The sequence below is a fragment of the Lysinibacillus sp. G4S2 genome, from assembly GCF_030348505.1.
GTDB lineage: Bacteria > Bacillota > Bacilli > Bacillales_A > Planococcaceae > Lysinibacillus.
This window is the reverse complement of sequence record NZ_JAUCFJ010000002.1, coordinates 2,480,785-2,499,481: the sequence shown is the minus strand read 5'-3', so window position 1 is coordinate 2,499,481 and position 18,697 is coordinate 2,480,785. Positions and strand designations below refer to the sequence as shown.

Annotated in this window: 18 protein-coding genes and 2 pseudogenes; 3 read left to right on the top strand and 17 right to left on the bottom strand. The window is 34.4% G+C overall.

Going from position 1 to position 18,697, the window contains the following annotated elements; all coding sequences use genetic code 11:
* Window positions 1–96: 96 nt before the first annotated feature.
* A pseudogene (locus tag QUF91_RS12800) lies at window positions 97–1,232 on the bottom strand (IS4 family transposase).
* A gap of 250 nt (window positions 1,233–1,482) precedes the next feature.
* Here QUF91_RS12800 and QUF91_RS12795 point away from each other — a divergent pair.
* The gene (locus tag QUF91_RS12795; RefSeq protein WP_285399632.1) at window positions 1,483–2,670 is read left to right on the top strand and encodes a hypothetical protein; all 1,188 of its coding nucleotides are present in this window, start codon (window positions 1,483–1,485) and stop codon (window positions 2,668–2,670) included.
* 351 nt (window positions 2,671–3,021) lie between these two features.
* Here the strand turns inward: QUF91_RS12795 and QUF91_RS12790 are convergent, their stop codons facing one another.
* The 9 genes and pseudogenes from QUF91_RS12790 to QUF91_RS12750 form a co-directional block, all read right to left on the bottom strand.
* Window positions 3,022–3,681 (bottom strand): AroM family protein, encoded by a 660-nt coding sequence (locus QUF91_RS12790; protein WP_285399630.1) that lies wholly within the window; start codon window positions 3,679–3,681, stop codon window positions 3,022–3,024.
* Window positions 3,682–4,736: 1,055 nt separating this feature from the next.
* Complete coding sequence (locus QUF91_RS12785) at window positions 4,737–5,255, bottom strand: hypothetical protein (protein ID WP_285399629.1); 519 nt, start codon at window positions 5,253–5,255, stop codon at window positions 4,737–4,739.
* 18 nt (window positions 5,256–5,273) lie between these two features.
* The gene (locus tag QUF91_RS12780) at window positions 5,274–6,176 is read right to left on the bottom strand and encodes an ATP-grasp domain-containing protein (RefSeq protein WP_289418018.1); all 903 of its coding nucleotides are present in this window, start codon (window positions 6,174–6,176) and stop codon (window positions 5,274–5,276) included.
* Window positions 6,177–6,178: 2 nt separating this feature from the next.
* The gene (locus tag QUF91_RS12775; protein WP_289418017.1) at window positions 6,179–6,688 is read right to left on the bottom strand and encodes an immunity 22 family protein; all 510 of its coding nucleotides are present in this window, start codon (window positions 6,686–6,688) and stop codon (window positions 6,179–6,181) included.
* Window positions 6,689–6,716: 28 nt separating this feature from the next.
* The gene (locus tag QUF91_RS12770) at window positions 6,717–7,217 is read right to left on the bottom strand and encodes a hypothetical protein (RefSeq protein ID WP_289418016.1); all 501 of its coding nucleotides are present in this window, start codon (window positions 7,215–7,217) and stop codon (window positions 6,717–6,719) included.
* Between the two features lie 260 nt (window positions 7,218–7,477).
* A complete protein-coding gene (locus QUF91_RS12765; protein WP_289418015.1) occupies window positions 7,478–8,266 on the bottom strand; it encodes a class I SAM-dependent methyltransferase in 789 nt (262 codons plus the stop codon).
* Complete coding sequence (locus QUF91_RS12760; RefSeq protein WP_285399621.1) at window positions 8,254–8,685, bottom strand: BrxA/BrxB family bacilliredoxin; 432 nt, start codon at window positions 8,683–8,685, stop codon at window positions 8,254–8,256. The genes QUF91_RS12765 and QUF91_RS12760 overlap by 13 nt, the downstream gene beginning before the upstream one ends.
* Before the next feature lie 919 nt (window positions 8,686–9,604).
* Window positions 9,605–10,018 (bottom strand): annotated as a pseudogene (locus QUF91_RS28310) (transposase); the annotation flags it as partial.
* 662 nt (window positions 10,019–10,680) lie between these two features.
* On the bottom strand, window positions 10,681–11,634 hold the full coding sequence (locus QUF91_RS12750) for a type II TA system antitoxin MqsA family protein (protein WP_289418014.1): 954 nt from the start codon (window positions 11,632–11,634) through the stop codon (window positions 10,681–10,683).
* Between the two features lie 2 nt (window positions 11,635–11,636).
* Here QUF91_RS12750 and QUF91_RS12745 point away from each other — a divergent pair, with 2 nt between their 5' ends.
* Window positions 11,637–12,248 carry a hypothetical protein gene (locus QUF91_RS12745; RefSeq protein WP_285400033.1) on the top strand — a complete coding sequence of 204 codons (612 nt, stop codon included), beginning with the start codon at window positions 11,637–11,639 and terminating at the stop codon, window positions 12,246–12,248.
* Between the two features lie 170 nt (window positions 12,249–12,418).
* Here QUF91_RS12745 and QUF91_RS12740 read toward each other — a convergent pair whose 3' ends face one another.
* Entirely contained in the window at window positions 12,419–12,670 is a 252-nt protein-coding gene (locus tag QUF91_RS12740) for a hypothetical protein (protein WP_289418013.1), read from the bottom strand.
* A gap of 124 nt (window positions 12,671–12,794) precedes the next feature.
* Between QUF91_RS12740 and QUF91_RS12735 the strand changes: the two genes are divergently transcribed.
* Window positions 12,795–13,133: a DUF7668 domain-containing protein gene (locus QUF91_RS12735; protein ID WP_289418012.1), complete on the top strand. Its 339-nt coding sequence runs from the start codon at window positions 12,795–12,797 to the stop codon at window positions 13,131–13,133.
* A 364-nt stretch (window positions 13,134–13,497) separates the two neighbouring features.
* Here the strand turns inward: QUF91_RS12735 and QUF91_RS12730 are convergent, their stop codons facing one another.
* From QUF91_RS12730 to QUF91_RS12705, 6 genes are all read right to left on the bottom strand, one after another.
* Window positions 13,498–14,196, bottom strand: a complete 699-nt coding sequence (locus QUF91_RS12730) for an SRPBCC domain-containing protein (RefSeq protein WP_289418011.1) — start codon at window positions 14,194–14,196, stop codon at window positions 13,498–13,500.
* Complete coding sequence (locus tag QUF91_RS12725; protein ID WP_289418010.1) at window positions 14,183–14,509, bottom strand: metalloregulator ArsR/SmtB family transcription factor; 327 nt, start codon at window positions 14,507–14,509, stop codon at window positions 14,183–14,185. The genes QUF91_RS12730 and QUF91_RS12725 overlap by 14 nt, the downstream gene beginning before the upstream one ends.
* 200 nt (window positions 14,510–14,709) lie before the next feature.
* Entirely contained in the window at window positions 14,710–15,189 is a 480-nt protein-coding gene (locus tag QUF91_RS12720; protein WP_289418009.1) for a GNAT family N-acetyltransferase, read from the bottom strand.
* A 205-nt stretch (window positions 15,190–15,394) separates the two neighbouring features.
* Window positions 15,395–16,072 (bottom strand): VOC family protein, encoded by a 678-nt coding sequence (locus QUF91_RS12715; protein ID WP_289418008.1) that lies wholly within the window; start codon window positions 16,070–16,072, stop codon window positions 15,395–15,397.
* Between the two features lie 416 nt (window positions 16,073–16,488).
* Window positions 16,489–16,800 (bottom strand): hypothetical protein, encoded by a 312-nt coding sequence (locus QUF91_RS12710; RefSeq protein ID WP_285400043.1) that lies wholly within the window; start codon window positions 16,798–16,800, stop codon window positions 16,489–16,491.
* A 241-nt stretch (window positions 16,801–17,041) separates the two neighbouring features.
* On the bottom strand, window positions 17,042–17,530 hold the full coding sequence (locus QUF91_RS12705; RefSeq protein ID WP_289418007.1) for a riboflavin biosynthesis intermediates N-glycosidase: 489 nt from the start codon (window positions 17,528–17,530) through the stop codon (window positions 17,042–17,044).
* Window positions 17,531–18,697 lie beyond the last annotated feature (1,167 nt).

The following is an 18,697-nucleotide window of genomic DNA, read 5'->3' as shown; positions in this document are numbered from 1 at the left end:
ATAATATCTCAGTATTATATACCAGTAATCTTATATTCTACCAACGAATGTTAAAAATCCAACCAAAGTAGAGTGTTTTTCCATCACACGTGTTGATTAACCAAAATTATACAGTCGTTGAAAGATTTATGTTCCAATGAAACACCAGGATTTCTTTCACCCTGATTCGCCATTCTATTGGCAGGGCAGCACAAAGAAACATCCGTGTAAAACCTACGAATGATAAGGGTTTGATATTATTTTTCTTAATCCCTTGTGTATGAAGAAATTTCAAACAAACATAGGCAATAAGGGCTGCGAATAGCTGATTGAATACAGCATTTTTTGTTGTTCCAAATAGAACAGGTACGTTCAAGTTTTGTTTAATCCAACGGAAAAAACTATCAATCGCCCAACGTGACTTATACATGTTGGCAATTTCTTCAGCGGTGATATCTATTAAACTTGTCACGACACGTATTTCTTTATCTTCATGATCCATGAATTGAACGACACGATGGCGTTTTTTTTTGTTTTTGTGGTGTCCCAAGCGTGCAAGTAAAATCAGCTGTCACATTGGAATCGTTGGTACGACTACCTTGGAGCGATTTTTTACGATTTAATTGCACATTGTCTTTTAAACGTAACACAAACTGTTGATGCTCTTTCAGGTAGCGATCGACTTTATCAATAGAAAAGTAGGCACGGTCACAAACGAGGATAAACCTTTTATCTTCAAGGAATTCGCCAATGGGACCATCATGTTTTAAACCGGTTGTTTCTACGACTTTTAAGGGCATCGCAGTTTCATTAGTAAAACTAACATGTAATTTGATTCCTGAACGTTCGCCGTGATAGACAGCCCAAGGTAATCTTGTTTTGCCTACTGTAATGGTAGTTGAATCAACGGCTAATAATCTTTTCGGCAATTTCAATTTACGACGAGCTGCACGGTTGAGCTTCCCGACAATCACTTCAAAAATTCGTTTGATGATGCCATAATCAAGTGCCTTTAAATGTTTAGAAAGCGATGAATGATTCACCGAAACAAGACCGTTACTTGGACCCACATCCGCTGCGTGGCGTAAACTTTTCCACTCGTTCGTGGCAGCACCAATTAAATACGAAATGAGCGTGGGAACCGTACATTTTCGTGCTGTTTCTACATAACCGAATTCGCTTAAGATTGATTGCCATTCTGCCTCTGAAAGAAAGTTTTGAATGAGCGTAAAAATCGTGTTATTCTTGTTCAAGAGAGATTCCTCATTTCGTAATTGTTTGTGTGGTAACTTACATTTTACATGAGAATCTCTCTTTTTGTATAATTTTCATTGGAAGAAATCGGATAATCAACACGCGTGCTATTTCATATGTCAATTTCACAGAGTGGTCTTTCATTATTTCTCCATTATAATTTTTTTTAAAAAACAAGGAACTTCCCCATATGGTAAATCGTCCAGTTATTGGTAACACCTAATTTCTAAAATACGAGGAGAACTAATTATGAAAAAACCAATTAAAAAAACTTGGATGATTGCTTCAGCACTTACAATAGGAATGGCTGTGCTAACACCACTTCAAGCAGGAGCTGCATCAGTAGAAACATCAGAAAGCAGCAGTATTACTGTTCAACTAGAACAAAAAATTACAGGTACTATTAAAAAAGTCTACAGCGAGAGCGATGGAATGATCCTTAAGGGAATTGATGGTAAAAATTACTTCATCAGTTTAATTAAATTTTCAGATGAGCAATTAGAAAAAATGAACTTAGTAGAAGGACAGGAAATTTCTGTAGAAGGTAGCTTAGCAGAAGATTATTCAGACTTCTACACGTTTGACGTATATAAAAAAGGTTTACCTAAAGAGGTAACACAAGAAGATTTAACAAAATTAGAAAAAATGTTTAATGAAATCAAAAAGCTAAGAAAAGAAGTGTCGGCTGAAATAGAAAAAGAAGCGACTGAAGAAGAGATTGAAAAGAAATATGAAGAAATCGAAAAAATTTACAAAGAAATGGATAAAATCAGAAAGCCATATATAATAGCTAATTGGCAGCCACAGTCATTTGAAGAGTATATGAAAGATTTTGGATTTAATGAGGCAAATATAGTTATTAAAGAAAACGATAACACTCAACTTAAAGCTATCTACGAAGAATGGATAAAGCTTGAGAAAAGTGACGAGGAAGAAAAGGCTAATGATAAATATAAAGAGTTTTATAAAATCCTTGGACCATATTTAGACGAGCTAAATACACCAGAAACATTTGAAGAATTTATGGATAGCTATAGGGAATTCACGGAATTAATAGATATCCCCGCTGAAACTTTAGCCAAACTAAAAACTCTTCATGGGGATTTACAAAAAGCATTAAAAGATGAAAATAATGAGTTGTATGATAAACTACACGAAGAATTCTATGGACTCTTAAATCAGTTCGAAAAGCCTCAAACATTTGAAGAATACATGGCTGACTTTGAATTCGAAGTGAGTGAAGCAGATAGCAAGCAATTAAAACAGCTTTATGAAGAAATCTTAGCTCTCGATGAAAAAGAAGAACAAGAAAAAAGTAAAGAAAAATGGGAAGCACTTTACAATATCTTAAACCCATATTTTATAGCAAATAAAGAAATCCTTATCTCCGCTTCTAAAGTGACGATAAACGGCCAAGACTATCTTCCGCAACATTAACCAGGAAAAATTCGGGGTTATCCTAAAAGTCATTAAACAATGATTCAGGGATTAACCCCTTTCTTATCTTCGCACAATATATCCTCTCTATGCGCTTTATGATTTAATCGACTTACAATTTAAACGCTCGACAGCTTTACTTTAAACCTCAAACAAAAGTTCCCTCTGTCTCTTTACTTCTTGAGCTAACTCTTGGATACTAGCAATTGATTCTGGTGTTGCTTTTTAGGTGGATTAATATTTATGCTGATATAATTAATGCTTCACAGACTAATTTATTTTATTTATTTTATTAAGAAAAGTCCGCGAACTTTACATAGCTCATGGACTTTTCTTTATTGCTATAATGATTCATAAGTATTCACTCAGAATTCTTGCTACTAAAGTACATGGCAAAATTGTTAAAATACCACTCTCTTTTTTTACTAATTGCTTATGTCCTTCATTATATCCCATACAATCTAAAATAATTAGATCGACCCGGTAATCTTTAAGGTATTGAGCGGCTGCTTTAAAGTTGCCATAATCATATGGTGAGGCAACAGTAATAGTTATATCATCCGTAATATCCTTCCATTTTTCCAGCATCGCTTCCCGCTGTTCTTCTAACGGGACGATTAACCCTATCTTCTGATGTTTGACCATTGCAGCAAGAACTTGTGTTACTATTCGATTTGGATAAAAAATAGGCTTACTACTTTTTAAAGTTGGAAAATCATCTGTACATAGTATAACGACGCAATCAACTTCTTGTTCTAACTTTGATAATTCATCTTGTAATAACGGTAATAATTTTCTTCTACTTATTCTTATCGATCTGCCATCACGCAATCGCGAAACATAGATATTCTTTTCTTTTTTCGGAATAACTTTTAGTAATTGCGCTTCGTCTAAGGAATCTAATGCTCCCCTTTCCACAATTTTAATATTTCCTTTAAACATTTCTTTAAATGTTGGTGTAATGTCTGAACGAGGCGATTCTCCGATTGTTAATATACCGACTTTATTCATTTGTAGTCACTCCTAAAGTTTGAAGATATGACATGGAACCGTATAATTTATTCAAATGCTGATCTAATACATCTAAAATCGTTAATGTTTGTTTTAATGTCATATTTACACCTCCACAATCTTTTTCCCTTTTATCAGCTTTACAACTTTCTATAATAGTAGCAGTATTTTCCTACCCTCTTAAAATTTATAAGAATTTTCAGTCTCTTTATTCTAAATAAAAGCTTACCCTTTTTGACGTATTACCATTTTGAAAAAAATATACTTCTAGCGTCTGAAATATCTAACGGTCCTAAAATTTTCTCGACATATTGCAATACTTGTTCTTGATTTCTTAAGGTAATTATAAACGAATCGTATGTTTCAAAGTATAGTAATTTTTCCGTATATGTTCAAATATATCGGAACGCTCATCCGATAAACAGGTAAAAAAGAACTACATTAAATACGACAGCTTACAAAAAACAGTAGACAAAATCTGTCTACTGACTGAATGCTCTTATCTATGTCTCTTGATGATTATATCGTAATTTTAGCCCTTTTAACCGTCACTTCGCTAATTTTATCTTTCATTTCAGCGAAACTCCCCGAAAAATTAGACAAGGGGCAGCCTCGCATTTGCGAAGCCACCCCTTTAGTATTTAATAGGTAACATTTTTCGTAAATTGTAAAGTCTCAACCCAATCATCTGGGGAATGTTATCTTGAAACAGAATATGTTTCATCACCGCGGTAAAATTCCACTGTGTGCTTTCTAACTTAAGCAACGCAAACCCAACCTTCTTTTGCGTCCTTGCAGCCCCAAAGCATGCGCCAGTGTGAATAAGTATCCTCAAAAACAGAAAGCAGAATGCCAGATTACGGAAACATGCCACCTAAAATAGCACGATACATATTATACTACAATGTATTTAAAAAGTAAAGCTTTCATTTCAGATTACCAATGTATAAAATTTGAACATTCAATATGATACCCATGTTGCGCACACCACAAAAGTTCTCACAGTCGTATACTGTTGTACCTTTGCCTAAGCCACCTGTATATCGCATTTCATTCTAAACTCCACTGTTTCTCTTTTCCAACAAATCAGACATTTCGTCTATATCCATCTCAAACATCACCGCATCTTGTGTTATAGAAGCAAAATAATAGGTAACTTTTTCTGCGCCATATTCTTTCTCTAACTTCAACCACTTTTCAGTTGGTAGCAGACAAAAAGCCAAAGTATCTCCCCCGAGTGAATCCATATACCAACGAATTTGATATTTCGGAGCAATAAAGTCCTGAACAGCTTTCAAGGTTGTGTCCCTATCCGTCCTTTCTTCATCATACGGGATCGCTTTCTTTACCTCATCTTTTATCAAAAAAATATCAACGCCCCTTGGCTGATCATTTTCAATAATCTCAAATTCTATAAGATCTTCTTCAAGTAAGAAATTGTTAAAATATTCAACAATAGAATCATCAAAATCTTTCCAATCAACCCAAACCAATACTTCGCTCTCCCAAAAACTTTCTTCTTCCACAGATGGATTTTTCAAAAACAGCTCGATTTCCTCATATAATTGGCTCATACATATCCCCCTAAAATTTTAATTTTCATTGCTCAAAGATTTATAAAATTTTTCCACCTCAACAACATTTTCAGGCAACCCTGACACTTGCCCATCCCCAACCTCAATAATTATCCATCTACCATCAACGGTTTTCCCTATATCGATGGAGAAAAAGTTACTGTTTAGCTGACTAGCTAACGTAATAAATCCGTCCAAACTGGGTGGTTCATTATCATATGTAACCTCTTCCCAGTAATCCAACAATTGTAATAGTTGACGATTGTAAAACATCAATCTATATTCTCTCGACAACGGCATACCACTCTTAGGGTGTTCAGCCACCTTCTCTAATGGAATAAATTCTCGAAAGACAAGCCCACCATTGAGATCCTGCCCTTGTCTCTCAATAAAATTTTTAACAACAAAATCAAGCTGTTTTTTATCAGACGCATCAGGAATAAAACACGCATCTTCCCACTCATGCTTTCTTGATTTCACATAGTCCTTAATTAGGATCGGTTGATGATGAAATTCAGCAACAACCTCGTAGATTGTATTGTAATCTTGATGAACAGCCTCTATGTCAATCCATTTACTTTTAGGTGTATAATCTTTAATAACATGATAGGCGTTCGGAAAATAATGACATGTAGCGTAATGCGATGGACTGTTAATGAGTTTCAAGTTTTTCTTTAACAATCCTTGATATAACTTCTCATAATTTTCAGGACTCAACATCCAGCCACGGTATATGACCGTTTCCAGTGTATGTGAAGGCTCAATTTGACGCAGTGCCTGTTGAATTTTATGATCCAATATATCCTCAAGTTGAATTAAATCAACCTTAAACCCAAGCGATTTCGCTGTATTCATTTCTAATTCATAATCAACATCAACAGATCGGTTGTTTAAAGGATCACTACAAAAAAGAATTCTCATGGCTATCCCCTATCCTCCTCGCAAAAAATCGTACCAAGAAAATCGATGTGGATTGTATCATGGGTGACAGTTGAAATTTGCCCATCATAATTAACATCGTATAACAAAATTATCGTATTGTATGGTTTGGATAGTTCATTTCCTACTTTTGAAATAAATTCACCTTTAAATTGTTCTGAATAAGAAAAATCATCATGTAGTAATTGATCAAGTTTAGTAGAAAATGACTCATAATAAAGAGCCTCACGAAAATCCTCATCAAAGGTGAATCCAAAATCATATTCAAATTGATTGTAAAATTCATCATAAAGCTCTTTCAATTCAACTTCACACGCTCGGTTTTGATTTTCGGGCAGGAAAAGTTGCTCTAGCTTTTTGGAGAATTCTTCATCTGCCTCATCCTCACGCTGGTATACCGTCGCAAGATAGTTATTAAGCTGTTCTTTATTCTTTAATCTACCAGCCCAAATCGATACATAACCGCTATTTTCTTCGTAATAGTTGAAAATCACTTTGTCACATCCTTTTTTTAGAGATACATCAGGCATTTCTAGAATAGATTAAAGCTCCTCCTGAACCCATAATCATTAAATGATTACCTGATGGAGAAAAACCACATTTAATCGGGGCATCTAAACGACCTAAATCAATTGCAGTTACTCCTTCTAAATATTGGTGATTTGCTTTAAAAGCATTTTCGATGATAACAGTTGCTCGAGGCCACCATGGATAAATGACTTCAAGCTGCCACCCATCGTTTGTTACATGAATACCATCGCCAGCTTCAAAGCCAAATATCATTATTTTTTCCTTAGTACAAGGTATATTAAAAAATAAATTATCTTCACTAATACTGTCATAAGTCATATTAGCATCATAATCTCTATGTAGACGAGAACCTGTAATTGGCTCTGTAATACTGTATCCCGAACCGCTAATCAGAACAACTTTTTCATCTTGATCCCATCCACACGCAAATACGCCAGATGCAGGAATAATCGTTTCATGTTCCCACGGACTAGGTGGTTTCGTAAATTCCATTGACTGTGCCTTTTTTTAGTAAATCAAGTTCAAATGATGTTCTTATTTCTTTTTTTGATAATGACATATCTAGACACCCCCTTCTTCCCTAATTAAAATTTTTCTACTATATTAGTAGTACATTTCCTGATTTTTAGAAAATAGAACATCCCAATAAATCAACAGTATAATACTGTTTCATATTACCATATTTTGAATTTTAGATAAAAAAATAGAGGCAAGTCCAAAATGAACAAGCCTCTTTCAGTAATAAAATATTTCTACACATTCAGAACACCGTAATGAAATTTCGCAGTTGTTCTTTTATATTGTTGAAAATGATATTTGGCAAACCATTCTGAGCGAAAATGAGCCTTTAACACGACCCGTTTTCTCGCCACCCGTTTCGCTTCATGTACCCACTCATCCGTTAATGTTACATGTTCCCCAGCTACACGTAATGCCTCAAAATTATTCGCTTCTTCAATAATCTCTTCAAACATCGGATCCATATACACAACATCAAAATTATTGTCCGGTAAAGTCTTCAAATAGCTAACCGCTTCCGTCTTCACCACTTCAATTTGGCGCATACATGCCGTTAACGGCAGCTCAGTCGTATCATAGGATTGCATCCCCTGCTCAACAATAAATGCCACATTAGGATTCGCTTCCAGCCCAACAACCTGGCCCGCTTCACCCACAGTATAAGCCGCCAGCATTGCATCCGCAGCAAGTCCCAGCGTACAGTCAAGTACCGAATCCCCTTTTTCAAGCTGTGCCGCTTCTAAAAAAGGCTCCATTTCCCCACGAGCCACACGCTTTAAGCGAAAAGCTGCAGAATTTGGATGGAAGAAAAAAGGCTCTTCTGCACCAAAGGCATAATATTCAAAACGATTTTTCCCAGCAACTATCACATGCGCATGCAATTCCTGAGAGATTTTCCGAACAGAACGCTTTTTCCTTGGCTCAAACGAAGTATCTAATTGTTCACATGCAAAAGCAGCGAGCGCCAACGATAAATCGTCTGGTCTGCCCGCTGTCGTAACAATGGTTATTACTTCTCGCATGTTTGCTCTAAAACACCTGTTAAATGTGTAACAATCTGCTCCACAGGGAACCCTTCAATTTGCTCGCGCGGAATGAAGTAAGCCAATTCCCCATCCTTTAAAATTGCCATCGATGGTGAACTTGGTGGCACATCCTCAAAAAAGCTACGCATCGCAACAGTCGCCTCAGGATCCTGACCCGCAAAAACAGTCACAAGATGATCAGGCTTAACCGCCTCCACTGCCTCACGAGCAGCCGGACGCGCCAACCCAGCCGCACAACCACAAACCGAGTTAATCACAACCAACGAAGTCCCCTTCGCCCCCGCCATAAATTCATTCACCGCATCAGCAGTCGTCAACTCCGTAAAACCAGCCTCCACTAACTCCTCACGCATCGGCTTCACTACCTGCTTCATATATTCATCGTAAGCGTTCATGCTTTTACCCTCTTTCATATGTATTCGCAAATGTTATTATATCAAGGTTATTCACGAATGTACAAAGACTTGCCTTTTGCCTGATTTCATGCGTTTTCGAGGGAAATGTGACTTTTTCGTGATTTTGGTGACTTTTTTGTGTAACGGTGGGTCGTTTGGTCGATGCTCGTTACACACCTAAAAAATGGGTTTTAATCCATACTAAGAATTTAACAGTTACTAAATTAATAGATTAAAGTTATCACATCGGAGCAGATGATTGTGTTTTGACAAGTATAAATTAATGGGAATAAAAAAAGCCCAGTCTTTATACTCTAGGTACTGTCACTATAGTTAAATAAAGTAAATTGAATTGAAATAAATTAATCATTAATATCGATATTCAATTTCAAAATTTACCAAAAATATGTTATAACGGTAATTAATCGGATGATTTGTAGGAGGTGTCAACGTTTTATGACTGAGGAAAAAATAAAAAAATTACAAATACCATCCACTATTATTTTGGTTTTACTCGGTTTATATATGTTACTTAGTGACAATATATTAGTATTCCCATATTTTTTGATTTTACTTTCTCTTAGTTTATTTTTGATTAGCTTGCGATTATATTTTAAAAAATATAATCTAATTATTCTCTCATTTATTATAATCATTTGTTTTATTCTGATTATAATAGCATTTCAAGATATTTTTAAATAATTGAAAAAGGAGATTATATTAATGAAAGTTGCAAAAAAATTATTATTTTTATTAACTTTAATTGTTTCATTTACGCTTTATACTGAAAGTGCATCTGCTAAAATTCTGTTGATGAATTAAATTTCAAGTTTAATGAATTGAAATCACATCAGATTGTCACTTTAGAAGAAATTGAAAATCTGATCGATTCACATTATAAAGAAAACCCTGCCCCGACAACTGGCATAAATGTGGCACCATCTGACCAGCCCAATGTAAGCATCCGAAAGCCTTTATAGAAACGTTTACCAGTTGATTAATGGTCTCGACAACGCGCTAGTAGTTCTACCTTTTTACTACGATTACGGTCATACATGGAGTCATCTACAATGAGTACCTTTGGTCGGTCTGCGTTGGTAAGCACACTCACTTTTTGAATTGTATGTGCACTGAATAGAGTGAGAAATCGACGCCATGCAAATTTCGAATAGTTTAGGAAACGATAAACCGTATCATTTCCTGGATATTGGTCACTTTTTTTACTTTGAAGCAAGGTAAACCAGCTTTTGTGCTGGAATACGAGGCAAAAGACAAGTTGAAATAAATAGCTTGTCGAAAAGCCGAATCCTTTTATAATCTTGGCGTTACGAAGAAGGTTATTAGAAAGCTACTATGACCTCTGCTGACTTCTCTTGATTCATCCGATTATCACTAATGCGATTGTTAATTCAATAACCCTCAAGGGACCTCCCGGGTAATCACAACCACTTTCCTCTCATGTAACTGCCAGATTTACTGGATGGGATTCGGGCAGTATTGGACTTTACTTTGTTTAGCAAGCTCATCCGTCCCAATTCAGCCTTGTATCTGATTTCTGTTCGTCAGTTCGAGATTTTGCGTCCGACTTCCTTCAGATTCCATGTCACTATGGACACCCTTGTCTTTCGCTAACAGTTCCTACTGCCAAGTCTGTAGTGGACTTTCACCACCAAGTTGTTGCGCATGCCGGGCGCACTCAAAAAAAGTCACGATATTTATATCGTGACTTAATAAATTATTAGGCGTGTTGATTAGGAAAAAATAGGTTTATTATTGAACGATAAAAGGTTTTTTCGTCACTGTTTTGCCAATAAATTTCCATTTTAACTGATTGTAGCGTAGGGCTACTCGACTCCCGCGCGAAAGCGAGACAGGCGAGAACCTTCACGGAGCGTAGCGGAGGAAGCTGCTCGACGCTCGCCCGCAGGAAAGCGAGTAGCCCGTAGCGGAAATCAGCCTCTTGGGGTGTATAAAAATGGATAATCAACACACCTGTTATATTATATTTCTATTCATATCTAAATCTTCAGCATAAGAGTAAGGAATTAAACTTTTATTTGATATTTCAATCCAACATTTTTCTTCATGCGAAAAATCTTTTATTTCATTTGCATACATGTTTTTAAATTTTTTATAAACAAAATTCAAAATCTCTAGTTCTTGATCATTAAATATTTCTTTTTCGGATTTATCGCTAATAGGATTTATATAAGATCCATGTTCGTTTTCAACTATTTCTATGTCTTTTACGTTATCATAAAGAGTTTGAAATTTCTCAGGTACTGGACCATAATAATCCCTTATATACTTTCCTCCACTTATAGATTCACTATATTTTTTAAAGAAATAATAATCTGCATAAAACATTAATTTATTCAATTTAGTTAAATACGGTCTATCTTTTTTAGAAAAAAACCAAACCATGTTAGAAAATTTATTAAAATCAAATGATTTGTTCCCACTATATATATCTGGATCATGGTGAAAAATATCTCTAATAGTACTTATTATTCTTTCTTCATATTTGTTCTCTTGTAACAAATTTTCTAAGATTATTTTTAATTCGTTTGATTTTGTTTCACTAATTTTTTCTGAATTTTTTTCCAATAATTTTAACATTGTATTTGGATCAGTACTATCTTTTATTATTTGGTTTTGTGCTAATGTAGGTAGAGAACCACGTTCATATCTTGAAATTGTTATTTCTCCAAATCCAAGTAATTGAGAAAATTCACGTTGATTTAAATTATATTTATCACGTAATTTTTTGATTTCATCGGGTGAAATTATATCATATTCTTCTCGGTACAATTGAAATGCTTTATCTTGATTTTCTATGTCAAATTGTCTATGAAATAATTCTTCTTGAGGATGTATTTTACAAAATGCTCTATTTCCGTTTATTACAAATTCATCATTTCTAACAATATAAATAAAATCCTCCCTCAATAATGGTGCTATTAAAGGACAACACCTCCCGACCTTTAATAGTTAAAAGTATTCAAGAGGCAATATCTGAAGTAATTAGTGAAAAATTTAATATTGATACATTACGACCTCCTGAAGTTTCTGCTACTAGAGTAGAAGGTATTACAAAAGATGATAAAAAGATTTACTATACTCAGGACGAAATTGATTCACTAGGGAAGTTTGAAGAGTTCGAGGGAGTAACAATCGTACTGCCCAATCCAGATTCTTACATAAAATTATTAAATCTAACATCAGAAGAATACTCAGTTGAAAAAGGTAATCCATTAAGTGATTTCTTTATTTCATCCGTTATAACACAGGGTACAACTATAGTTGGGTATTTAATTGGTCAGTATGTTAATCAAATGGAAGATATAAAACTATATACGGTTAAATCAAACGAAATAGAAAAATTTTTGGATGAAAACCCTATTCTTAAAGAGACTGGTTTTATTAACGCACGATTAGGTTCCAGATTAAATAAAAGAAATAATGAGACTACGTACTTTTTGAAAAGTTGTCTAAACAACCTATCATTTAGAGACATACCTAACCTTATTTCTAAAATTGAAGACACAGAGAAATTTTTTTAAGATAAATCAAATAGCCGAACTCTCCTCTACGACCTGAAAAATACGGAGCTGAGTTCCAGGCTTTTTCTAGCAGCCCTCCCCTAAAAATGCTAGAAGGAATTATCAAAGAGCCGTGAAGAAGATTTACAGAAGTTACGGAAGATGTGGGAAATTATTAAGAATGATAATGATTAAATCATTTTCAAAAAAAAGAAAATGACATTAGAACAAGTATATGGCCAAGATGTGGAACAATTTTTTTTAGAATCAGAGGAATTAAAAGAGTCTAGCCCCAACGTTGCTAAGTCTACATCTTTATGTCGTGCTGGTACTCGGCTAATAGTTGCTAATCCACTCATAATTAAAATTGTATAATCTTCTATCATTCTACATTCCTCCGTAGACATTAATTTTAATCTTGCTATAAATGACTTAAACCTCACCTGTCCGACCTCCCTTTCAATTAACATCTCTTACTCCCTGTGGAAGTATGGCAACTGTAGTAATATGTAGCTCATTAATGATAATATGATATTAAATATTTCATAGTTTAGGAGACAATTATTAATGACTTTAGAAGAAAAAGTAATGCATTTAACTAAAGAAACACTCGTTGATCTAGTAAACCTTCGTTACGATAAACTTAAAGAAGAGAATAAAATTAACGATGAAAATGAGGAGTTTTTAAAAGAAGTTTTTCAAATGCAAGGTACTCTTACTTTACCACCTAGCGATGAAGAAATGGACATAAATGTATACAAATATAATGATAATAGCGGTTTTAGTACAGAAGTATATTTATGGTTTGACGGTGTAGAAAGTCCAATAATACTTTTTTGCGAAGCTAAAACAAATGCTGAAAAAACTGAGATAACTGAGTTTTATATCGAAACCGTCGATGTATAAAAAGGGGCAATTTAGCCCCTTATCACTTACCCCATCATCTGCTCAACGATATTATCTTTAATATTTTGAATATGTGTATGACTTAACCCCATAATTTAACCTATCCAATGTTTTGAGCGTCCGCCCCGCATCCAGCTATACACTTATACCTCACTATCACCAGTAACCTTGTCGACTAGGTTTTGAACGTCTAATTGCCTCCTGTATAATTAGATCACCTACGCCACCAACAGCCTATAGTAATGTTTGCCTCGATACCGTCTTGTTCTGTTTTTCCCCTATAACCATAATATCAAAAGTTATTTTAGCCGTTCAAAAAAGAACCCAAGAAAGCAATTACTATTCCCGTATTTTAATTAAATATTTAATAAGGGACAGGATAAGCATCTACAAGACAGTTTACCTGTGATTTTTCATTTTTACTTTCTATCGTTAACGTAACATTGCCATTAACATTTTTATTATTCAATGTTCTTTCGAAAGATTCATATCCTTCGATTGCTTCGCCATCTATTTCTAGTATAATATCTTCAGGTTTAATTCCAGCAGCTGCAGCTACCGATCCTTCCTTCACCTGTAAAACCCTTGTCCCTCTCTCACCCTTGTTTGTTGTGTGTGCAATACCAATCCATGCTTTCCAAAACTTTGAACGATTATCAGTACCAGTTTCATAAACGCTCTTTAGATTTTCTAAAAATTGACTTGTACCAAATAACATATTTTCCTTTGTAGATTGATTCATTTCACCAATAAAAGAAGCCTGATATTCAATACTCACTTTAATACCATCCCCAATTTCTTCCAAAGATGTAATAGTAGTAAAATCCCCATCAATGCTCTGAAGTACAAAGCGTTTCATTGTATCTATTTCTGTGAATATACCCTCAGATGTTGCCCCCCAGCCATGATTCATATAACCTCTTCCGCCTATACGAAATTCTATGTTAGCATTTTTTGTATACCAAAGGTTTAAATGCTCAGGCTTAGTCAATGCATCCCAAACTTTATTCAAAGGTGCGTTAACAACAATTTCTCTCTTTACAGAATTTTCATTTTTCTTCATCTCGAAACTCTCCTTTTTCAACATAATTTTTTAGACTTATGAGTTGATCATCAAGTAGTTCTCCGATGTTTTGAAGCATTTCATGATAGGCAATTTGGAGTGTGTCGAGATTTATTGAATAGATACGATATTTCCCATTCAAGCTCTCTGAAATAATTCCTTCCTCCAATAAAATATTCAAATGCTTCTTAATTGCTGGTTGAGAGATATCAAATGCTTCAACTATCTCCTTTTGAGTTTTACTTCCTTGTTTAAGCATACTTAAAATATGGCGTCGCGTTGAATCCCCTAATGCTCGATAAACATTTGGCATGATCATCCCTCACTTCATACATAACTGTTCGGTTATATATAATATAAATATATGCGAAAATAGTGTCAAGACTTTTCTGAAAAATATAAAAAATTATCCACGAACTAAAAAGAAGCAGCCTTTTCGCTACTTCTTCATCCCAATTCTCTTTAGTAACCGTCGTATACCCCTATTAAATAAAAAGTAACATACTTTCATTTTTAATTGAGGGTGAGTATAAACTCCTGTACGTCTTTATTGCGTGCATTGGAAAAACCGATGTCTTCGCCTGTAATCGTGAATCCACATCTCTGTAAAACTTTTAGAGACCCTATATTGTCTTTAGCAGCACGAGCATAAAGGGGACGGTTTGTAACATGTTTTAGAAATTCCTGTAAAGCTTTGGTTGCGATCCCTTTTCCCCAATATTCATTTCCAATCCAGTAGCTAACTTCTGATTCTCCGAACTGCTCAAAGCATAGAACATGTCCAACTACGTTATTTTCGACTATAATCGTTTGCTTAATAATATCTTTATTTGTAAGAATTTTGTTCCAGTGTAAAATGAAGCTATCCCAATCGCTGGGGTCCTTGCTAGTAAAGGCAGCCAAATAGTTTGCTTCAAGGTTTTGTTGATGCTTGAAAAAAACAGGAAGATCATCTTCAACTACATTCCGAAGTATAAGATTACAATTACTCATCATATTCCCCCCATTTACTATTTACTCTCATATTACCAAACAGATGTTCTTTTTTCAACATGTTTATACAAAATGAGGACATTGTAAATTGATGAAATTATTCGATTAGTGCCAACAATTCTTTAATTTATTCTTCCCCCGTTTTTTAATTTCCGCTTCAAAGACGTATTTTATTTTCGATTGGCTGAAACCAAAAATTAAAAAATCATTCTTTAATCATAAAATTACCTTTATCATTGACAACTATTGTTCTTCCGTTATCGACTGAAATCTTGAGAGGAAAAATGGTAGAAAATCTGTCTGAAAAAATCCATCTTCTTCCGGGATGTGCGAGGATTATAAAAACTCCTAATTCTCTTATTCCCATAAAATTTAAGAATTCACCATTTAATGGTTGGTTATCTCTTTCGAATATATGAGCTTTACTTAATTCTTCTCCAGCCTTTAACACATCATCAACTATAAGACCAATTTCACTAATGTTTAAAATACTATTAATAGTAAAAGGCTCTGAACTTTCCTCGTTTATACCATAACGAGCTATAAATTCAACAATATTACCCGCTGGATCCTCAAAGTAAACTGCATGTGCTGGCAGATGTGAAAAATTTGCCTCATCCTCTCCATCTTCTGTTAAAAGCGTGACTTTGTTCTTCAACCAAGATTTCGCTTCTCTAAATTGGTTCGCTGGAATATTAAAGGCAAAATGATAAAAGGGGTTTCTTTCTGTATCTCTATCGGTAAACTCTAAAATACTAGTACCGGTTTGAATTTGAAAGGTTTCTTCATTTTCAGTTATCAATTGAAACCCTAATTGATTAATATAAAATTCTTTCAAAGCTTTTAAATGATCAGTTTGTAAAGAAATGGACTTTATTCGCATATGTAACACTTTCCTTTTCACCATGTATTTACAAATTATCATATTAAAAGTTATACCCTTCCACATCAACCTTTCGACTGAAAAATGGGATTTTCATCAGGTACTTACTTTTTTCATGAGTGCCTTGCTTTATTAGTTTAGACATTTTATGTAGCTAGCTAACGATCAAAAGAGAAAACGAGTACTGTGCTTTTTTGCAACTTGTACTCGCTTTAAGGTTTTATAATTAATCTAATTTCCCAAAAGAACCTGTGTTATGGTAGTATGTATAGCGATTTTTAAAGCTTATTCGGGAAAATCTTGCCAACCAAGGTTTATAATTTCTTACTTGGCCCGATTGCCCTACTTGGTTTCTTTACCTGGGCCATCCCAATGAATATGGGATTTTATGAATTTTTTTGAGCGTGTTTTAATCTTTATTTTATATCTGTGTTATGTGTGTCTACAGTTTCTGTTTGGTTATACTTTTCTTCATGCTTTAGTTTCATCTCTTCCTTATGTTTTAGAAAAACTGGAAAAGGAAGTGACATTATAAACAATAAAGCAAGCAATAGTGCAATACCACTCTTTTTTAGTTTTATTAATATTAAAACAATAATAGTCACTAAGACAGTCATAACAAGATATACGATTGGGTTTCCTTGACTTGAAGCTAGTATACTTAAAAATAAAATTTCAATAAAGAGAGTTGCAATAAGAAAAAAACACCCAAACAAATTATTCTTCATTAAAATTATACTCCTTTATATTTGTTAAAGGACACATTCTGTCTATAACCTTTTTTACACTCAATGATTTCTTTTGGGTGTTTATCTGTTCAAACACTAAGCAATCTCTGACTGATCCAATGTAATCATCTATTGCAAACAGTAAATATCTTCTTCTCTTTTCGAATATCGATTTAACAGCGAGCCATTAAACGAATATTTAAACTTCTTTGATTTTTGTAGACTTCTTTATACTTAAAGTTTATTCCGTTTCAATTATAGTCTTTCTAACTTTTTCAAGAACTTTACCTAGCAAATTTAATCCCCTCCATTTAGATGGATTTGTTGCATCTGGATGATTACAGTCGATACCTATTCCCCATATTTTATCGAATGGGCTAGCTTCTACTAACGTTTTACTACCTGTATTTGTAAGTATTGATTTTAAATTTGGATTTGAGAATTTGTCAACTAGTACTTCATAATATACTTTTTCTCGATTTTCTTCCCAAACTTTATTATCAAATGGAATTTGTCTGCTGCGTCCAAGCTTCTTACATTCGTCCGGTGTTTGCGCTCTTATAATTTGTAGTGCGATTTTATCAGCACCGAACAATTTAGCTTTACGATACATTACAGCTTGTTCACTCCATTTAAAAAGTTGTCCTTGATGCTTAAATGGTGAGTAATAAAAGTTAGAAAATACATCTTGCTTTCCCCAGAAAAATACAAAGTCTTTAGCTTCTTTCATAATTAATTCCTCCCTCTACACTTTTAAGGCTCTTCACCAAATACGTGTGGTTGATTTCCGTTCCGACTGGGCGCTTTCCAGGGGGCGTCCGATGAGCCGCTTCACTCGCGTTGCTCGCTCCAGGGTCTCATCTGTGACGCTAATCCCCTAGGAGTCGCCCAGTCTCCACTCCAATCAACTAATATACAGTGCATATATTTTTAAAAATGTCATCCACAACTTATGGTGATGAGCCACTTTTATGTAACTAATCCATATTTGAACTTATTATCCTCCTCTTTTATCCTAAATAAGGAAACTTAAAATTACAAATTATTATAATACAATTATTATAGCAAAAATTCAAACCCTGGCCTTTTTCTGAATAACATCAATGGCTAACTGGTCAAGCTTTCATGCTCGCTACCCCCTTAAAGTTGTAATATACAGAGGAAATCAAAAATGTACTTAGTTAAACAAGCATTTTTGTACATATTTATTTCAACGTTTGTACCATTCATTAACTGCAGCTTTACCTTGCCTATTTTAAAACCATTAGCCATTCATCTTTAATTTTGAAAATGGGCATGGAGTAGATCGCTAAGTGCTTCCTACAGCTTTAAGCATTAACACCATATCTTATATGGCCTAACCATCAAGCAACTCTTAATGTATTGGCTCACCAATCTGAGAAAAGGTGTTAGGAACTGCTTGACAAAATTAGCAAGCGCAAAAAACTGTTGACTTTTTCCTTTTTATGTTTTATATTTACATTATCCATGTGCTGTTTAACAGGAAACTGTTAAGCAGCTTTACTTTTTATTACCAGCATGAAATATGATTGGTAAACCAATGACTATAACGATTAACACACATTTCACACAAAACTCCTTTTGTTTTTGAATCACAACCATGTTTAGATAGTTCACCAACTACTTCTCCATCGGAACCACCACTCATTAACAGAAACTTAACCGTTCTTGCAACAAAAGCTTGTCCCTCTTTTTAAACCTGAACATTCTACACCTCCAACTGTTTAAGACTATTGAAGATCTTATCCATTTCTACATAAACCAGTTTTGACTAGGCAGTAGCCTCTAATTTACGAAAGATGTCTTATGCTCTCTATATAGATATGTCATAATCTTCTATGATCAGAATTGTTTCCATTGCACCGATAGCTCCGTA

Excerpts from the sequence above, each read along its gene's own strand:
- QUF91_RS12795 (WP_285399632.1), top strand. The coding sequence starts at position 1,483 with ATGAAAAAACCAATTAAAAAAACTTGGATGATTGCTTCAGCACTTACA.
- QUF91_RS12790 (WP_285399630.1), bottom strand. The coding sequence starts at position 3,681 with ATGAATAAAGTCGGTATATTAACAATCGGAGAATCGCCTCGTTCAGAC.
- QUF91_RS12785 (WP_285399629.1), bottom strand. The coding sequence starts at position 5,255 with ATGAGCCAATTATATGAGGAAATCGAGCTGTTTTTGAAAAATCCATCT.
- QUF91_RS12780 (WP_289418018.1), bottom strand. The coding sequence starts at position 6,176 with ATGAGAATTCTTTTTTGTAGTGATCCTTTAAACAACCGATCTGTTGAT.
- QUF91_RS12770 (WP_289418016.1), bottom strand. The coding sequence starts at position 7,217 with ATGGAATTTACGAAACCACCTAGTCCGTGGGAACATGAAACGATTATT.
- QUF91_RS12765 (WP_289418015.1), bottom strand. The coding sequence starts at position 8,266 with ATGCGAGAAGTAATAACCATTGTTACGACAGCGGGCAGACCAGACGAT.
- QUF91_RS12760 (WP_285399621.1), bottom strand. The coding sequence starts at position 8,685 with ATGAACGCTTACGATGAATATATGAAGCAGGTAGTGAAGCCGATGCGT.
- QUF91_RS12745 (WP_285400033.1), top strand. The coding sequence starts at position 11,637 with ATGGTGCTATTAAAGGACAACACCTCCCGACCTTTAATAGTTAAAAGT.
- QUF91_RS12735 (WP_289418012.1), top strand. The coding sequence starts at position 12,795 with ATGACTTTAGAAGAAAAAGTAATGCATTTAACTAAAGAAACACTCGTT.
- QUF91_RS12730 (WP_289418011.1), bottom strand. The coding sequence starts at position 14,196 with ATGAAGAAAAATGAAAATTCTGTAAAGAGAGAAATTGTTGTTAACGCA.
- QUF91_RS12725 (WP_289418010.1), bottom strand. The coding sequence starts at position 14,509 with ATGCCAAATGTTTATCGAGCATTAGGGGATTCAACGCGACGCCATATT.
- QUF91_RS12720 (WP_289418009.1), bottom strand. The coding sequence starts at position 15,189 with ATGAGTAATTGTAATCTTATACTTCGGAATGTAGTTGAAGATGATCTT.
- QUF91_RS12715 (WP_289418008.1), bottom strand. The coding sequence starts at position 16,072 with ATGCGAATAAAGTCCATTTCTTTACAAACTGATCATTTAAAAGCTTTG.
- QUF91_RS12710 (WP_285400043.1), bottom strand. The coding sequence starts at position 16,800 with ATGAAGAATAATTTGTTTGGGTGTTTTTTTCTTATTGCAACTCTCTTT.
- QUF91_RS12705 (WP_289418007.1), bottom strand. The coding sequence starts at position 17,530 with ATGAAAGAAGCTAAAGACTTTGTATTTTTCTGGGGAAAGCAAGATGTA.